This window comes from Thermoanaerobaculia bacterium (assembly GCA_035717485.1).
Classification (GTDB): domain Bacteria; phylum Acidobacteriota; class Thermoanaerobaculia; order UBA5066; family DATFVB01; genus DATFVB01.
In genome coordinates this window covers 1-4,442 of sequence record DASTIQ010000169.1, presented here as the reverse complement: position 1 = coordinate 4,442, position 4,442 = coordinate 1, and the positions used below count along the sequence as shown (strand labels likewise).

Annotated in this window: 5 protein-coding genes; 4 read left to right on the top strand and 1 reads right to left on the bottom strand. The window is 67.5% G+C overall.

Annotated features, from left to right (window positions below; translation table 11 throughout):
* The 4 genes from VFS34_09035 to atpC all read left to right on the top strand — a co-directional run.
* The coding region (locus VFS34_09035; protein HET9794593.1) for a hypothetical protein at nucleotides 1-202 on the top strand (202 nt) is incomplete at its 5' end.
* Between the two features lie 22 nt (nucleotides 203-224).
* Nucleotides 225-1,082: an ATP synthase F1 subunit gamma gene (gene atpG, locus VFS34_09030; protein ID HET9794592.1), complete on the top strand. Its 858-nt coding sequence runs from the start codon at nucleotides 225-227 to the stop codon at nucleotides 1,080-1,082.
* Nucleotides 1,083-1,102: 20 nt separating this feature from the next.
* Nucleotides 1,103-2,545: a F0F1 ATP synthase subunit beta gene (gene atpD / locus VFS34_09025; GenBank protein HET9794591.1), complete on the top strand. Its 1,443-nt coding sequence runs from the start codon at nucleotides 1,103-1,105 to the stop codon at nucleotides 2,543-2,545.
* A gap of 1 nt (nucleotide 2,546) precedes the next feature.
* The gene (gene atpC / locus VFS34_09020) at nucleotides 2,547-2,939 is read left to right on the top strand and encodes an ATP synthase F1 subunit epsilon (protein HET9794590.1); all 393 of its coding nucleotides are present in this window, start codon (nucleotides 2,547-2,549) and stop codon (nucleotides 2,937-2,939) included.
* Nucleotides 2,940-3,420: 481 nt separating this feature from the next.
* Here atpC and VFS34_09015 read toward each other — a convergent pair.
* On the bottom strand, nucleotides 3,421-4,442 hold a 1,022-nt coding region (locus tag VFS34_09015), incomplete at its 5' end, for a SelB C-terminal domain-containing protein (GenBank protein HET9794589.1).

Below are 4,442 nucleotides of genomic sequence, written 5' to 3'. Positions count from 1 at the left end.
CGACGTCGAGATCGATGCGATCGCGGCGTGGGAGACCGGGTTCCACCAGTATCTCCGCTCCGAGAAGAACGAGATCCCTTCGGCGATCCTCGAGACCGGAAAGATGGAGAAGGTCACCGAGGAGGCGCTCGTGGCGGCGATCCAGGAATTCAAGACCCGCTTCTTCAAGGAGAACGCGGACGCGAAGGCGAAGGCGGCGTAAGGCGAAGGCGAAGTAGAGAGCCATGGCATCCCTGATCGACATCCGGCGGCGGCTTCGGTCCGTCAAGAACATCCAGCAGATCACCCGCGCGATGAAGATGGTCGCCGCGGCGAAGCTGCGGCGTTCGCAGGACCGGGTGATCGCCGCCCGGCCGTATGCCGCGTCGCTCCGCGACGTGCTCGCCAACGTCTCCGCGCGCGTGCGCGAAGCCCGGCACCCGCTCCTCGCCGAGCGCGACGAGAAGAAGGTGCTCCTGATGGTCGTCGCGGGAGACAAGGGCCTCGCGGGCGCCTTCAACGCCAACGTCAACCGGGCCGTCGGGGCCCTCCTGCGCGAGAAATCGTGGGAGGAAGTGACGCTCCTGGCGGTCGGCAAGAAGGCGTTCGACTTCTGGAAGCGGCGGTCGATCCCGATCCGCGCGTCCTACCCCGGCATCTTTTCGCGCCTCGAGTTCCGCCACGCGCGGGAGATCGCGGAGATCCTGACGGGGCTCTTCGTCTCCGGCGAGATCGACTCGGCCTACGTCGTCTACAACGAGTTCAAGTCGATCATGGCGCAGGTCGTGCGCGTCGAGCGGCTCCTTCCGATCGCGAGGACGGCGATGAGCGCTTCGGAGCAGGCGATCGACTACCTCTTCGAGCCGGACCCCGCCGAGATCCTCGCGCGCCTCCTCCCCCGGTATCTCGAGTTCGCGGTCTTCAAGGTGCTCCTCGAGTCCAACGCGTCGGAAAACGGCGCGCGGATGACCGCCATGGATTCGTCGACGAAGAACGCCGGGGACATGATCGATTCGCTGACGTTGACCTACAACCGCGCGCGACAGGCGCGGATCACCAAGGAACTGATCGAGATCGTCTCGGGCGCCGCGGCGCTCGACTGAAGCCCGGAGGGAGAGAAGTCATGGCCAACATCGGAAAAGTCGTCCAGGTGATCGGACCCGTCCTCGACATCGAATTTCCCGGAGGAACGCTGCCCCCGATCCTGAACGCGGTGCGCGTGAAGGACGACGGGAAGCAGACCGGCGTGCCGATCGACCTCATCGCCGAGGTCGCCCAGCATCTCGGCGAGAACCGCGTGCGCGCGATCTCGATGAAGACGACCGACGGCATGACGCGCGGGATGGCGGCCGAAGACCTCGGCGCGCCGATCTCGGTCCCGGTCGGCAAGGAGACGCTCGGCCGGATCCTGAACGTCGTCGGCGAGCCCGTCGACGAGCTCGGCCCCGTCAACGCGAAGGAGCGCTGGTCGATCCACCGCGACCCGCCGCGCTACGAGGACCAGTCGACCGAGGTCGAGATGTTCGAGACGGGGATCAAGGTCGTCGACCTGCTCGAACCGTACTCGAAGGGAGGCAAGACCGGCCTCTTCGGCGGCGCGGGCGTCGGCAAGACCGTCCTCATCATGGAGCTCATCAACAACGTCGCGATGCAGCACGGGGGATTCTCCGTGTTCGCCGGCGTGGGGGAGCGCACCCGCGAGGGGAACGACCTGTACCGCGAGATGAGCGAGTCGGGCGTCATCACGCCCGGCGACCCGTCGAAATCGAAGTGCGCGCTGATCTACGGCCAGATGACCGAGCCCCCGGGAGCGCGCCTTCGCGTCGGGCTCACCGGCCTGACCGTCGCCGAGTATTTCCGCGACGTCGAGAAGCAGGACGTGCTGCTCTTCATCGACAACATCTTCCGATTCACCCAGGCGGGCTCGGAAGTGTCGGCGCTGCTCGGCCGCATGCCGTCGGCCGTCGGATACCAGCCGAACCTCGCGACCGAGATGGGCGAGCTCCAGGAGCGGATCACGTCGACGAAGACCGGATCGATCACGTCGGTGCAGGCGATCTACGTGCCGGCCGACGACCTGACCGACCCCGCGCCGGCGACCGCCTTCGCGCATCTCGACGCGACGACGGTGCTGTCGCGGTCGATCTCCGACAAGGGGATCTACCCGGCCGTCGATCCGCTGGCGTCGACTTCCAAGATCCTGACGCCCCGCGTCGTCGGCGAGGAGCACTACAAGGTGGCCCGCGACGTCCAGCAGGTGCTCCAGAAATACAAGGACCTCCAGGACATCATCGCGATCCTCGGGATCGACGAGCTGTCGGAAGAGGACAAGCTGACGGTCGCCCGCGCGCGCAAGATCCAGAAGTTCCTCTCGCAGCCGTTCTTCGTCGCCGAACAGTTCACCGGCCTCGAGGGGCGGTACGTGAAGATCGCCGACACCGTGAAGGGTTTCCGCGAGCTCGTCGAAGGCAAGCACGACGACGTCCCGGAGCAGGCGTTCTACATGTGCGGCACGATCGAGGAAGCCCTCGAGAAGGCCGAGAAGCTGAAGAAGGAAGCCGCGTAGGATGCTGCGTCTCCGCCTCGTCACCCCCGAGCGGAAGGTTCTCGACGTCGAGTGCGACGAGGTCGAGCTCCCGGGCGAGCAGGGCTACTTCGGCGTGCTCCCCGGGCACACGCCGCTCGTCGCGCTGCTGAAGATCGGCCAGGCGTCCTACCGCATCGGGAAGAAGGAGAGCTTCGTCGTGATCGGCGGCGGCTTCGCCGAGGTGTCGAACGACACGGTCACCGTGCTCTGCGACTTCGCCGATCTTCCGCAGGAGATCGACCTTCCCGCCGCGCAGCGCGAGCAGGCCGCGGCCGAAGAGGCGATGCGGACAGTGGGCCCGGAGACTTTCCAGATCATCAACGCGAAGCTGGAGACCGCGATGGCGAGGGTGCAGGTGGCTTCGCGCCGCTAGGCGTCGCGAAGCCAGCCTTGGCTGGCGCGCGGACCATACGGGTCGCTATACGCGTCCGTGGCGCCCGCCGGCGGGCTCAACGTACGCCCCGGTACGCCTCACCCGCCGGCGGGCGCCCCGAACGCGTCTTTCAACCCGTCTGGCCGCGCCTCGAGGCCCGATCAACTGAGAAGGACGGGCGCGTGCCGCCCGCGACGCTGCGACGGGCGGCGGCCAACGAAAAAGGCCGGGATCGCTCCCGGCCTTTTTCAGATCCTGAACCGTAACCCTGCGGTTACTTTTTCTTCTTCTGCTTCGGCTTCTTGGTTTCCTTCTTCGGCGACTTGTCTCCCATTCGCGTCACCCCCTCTCCGGAGAAGATCTTCGGGGAAACGCTGACGAAAATCAATCGGGAAGAAGTCGGGAAAAAGTCGCTGGTCGGCGAGTCCTGAGCCCAGGTCCCGGTGTCCTGACTCGCGACTCGTGACTTTGAGACTCGCGACTAATTCTTCACGACCTCCCGTTTGTCCCCGACCCGCCGCGTGACCTTCGTCTCGTCGAGATGCTCGAGGAGCGGGATCGCCATCCGGCGCGTGAGGTGGAACATCTCCTTGAACTCGGGAACGGAAATGGGCGACTTGCCGGAAGCGCGAAGATCGGCGACGACGCGATCGACCGCGCCGCGCGAGACGAAGAAGCCGCCCGGGAGGCGCGCGAGCCGCTTCTCCTTGACGAGGTACGCGAGCAGCCCCTCGACGATCTTCGGCTTGGCGGAGAGCTTCATCGCGACGTCGCCGGGCGACGGAGGCTCGAGCCCGCCCGCGTCGAAGAGCGCCGCGATCCGGTCGGCCATCTTCTGCTCTCCGCCGGGGAGCGCCCGCTCTCCGGGAAGGCGCACGCTTTCACCTTCGAGGAGGACCTTGCCGGCGTCCGCGAACGAACGCAGGACGAGCTCGGCGTCCCGAGCGGAGAAGCCGCCGAAGACCTGCTCGAGGACCGCCGCCCGCGAAGCGTCGACGGCGCCGGGTCGGCGCTTGATCTCTTCCGCGGCCGCAGTCGCCGTGCGGCTCGCGAGGTCCTCCCAGCGCGTCCGGGCGAGGAACAGCCGCCCGGAATCGAGCTCGCGGATCGCGCCGGACGCGAGGCTCGCCGACAGCATCGGCCGGACCTCCTCTTCGCGGAGCCCCTCCTCGCGGGCGAGCTCTTCCCGCGAAACGCCGGACAGCGAACGCGCCGCGCGCCGGGCCAGCCGTTCCGCGGGATCTCCCGAGAGAAAGACGCGGCGGTCTTCGGCCGAGACCTTCCGCGGGGGATGCACGTCGAGGACTTCGCCGCCGCCGATCGTCGCCGCGGGAGAGAGCCGCCGCACGATGAACCGGTCGCCGCCGCGCGCCGCGACCGGCGTCTCGAGCGTCAGGAGAGCGGCGCCGCTCGCCCCCGGCGGGATCTCGTCCCACAACCGCACGCGCGCGACGTGCTCGGACGCGAAGTGGTGGAAGGCGATCTCGTCGCCGCTGGCGAGCG

What these genes read in the sequence shown, in the direction of transcription:
- atpC (HET9794590.1), top strand. Translation starts at nt 2,547, where the DNA reads ATGCTGCGTCTCCGCCTCGTCACCCCCGAGCGGAAGGTTCTCGACGTC.
- atpD (HET9794591.1), top strand. Translation starts at nt 1,103, where the DNA reads ATGGCCAACATCGGAAAAGTCGTCCAGGTGATCGGACCCGTCCTCGAC.
- atpG (HET9794592.1), top strand. Translation starts at nt 225, where the DNA reads ATGGCATCCCTGATCGACATCCGGCGGCGGCTTCGGTCCGTCAAGAAC.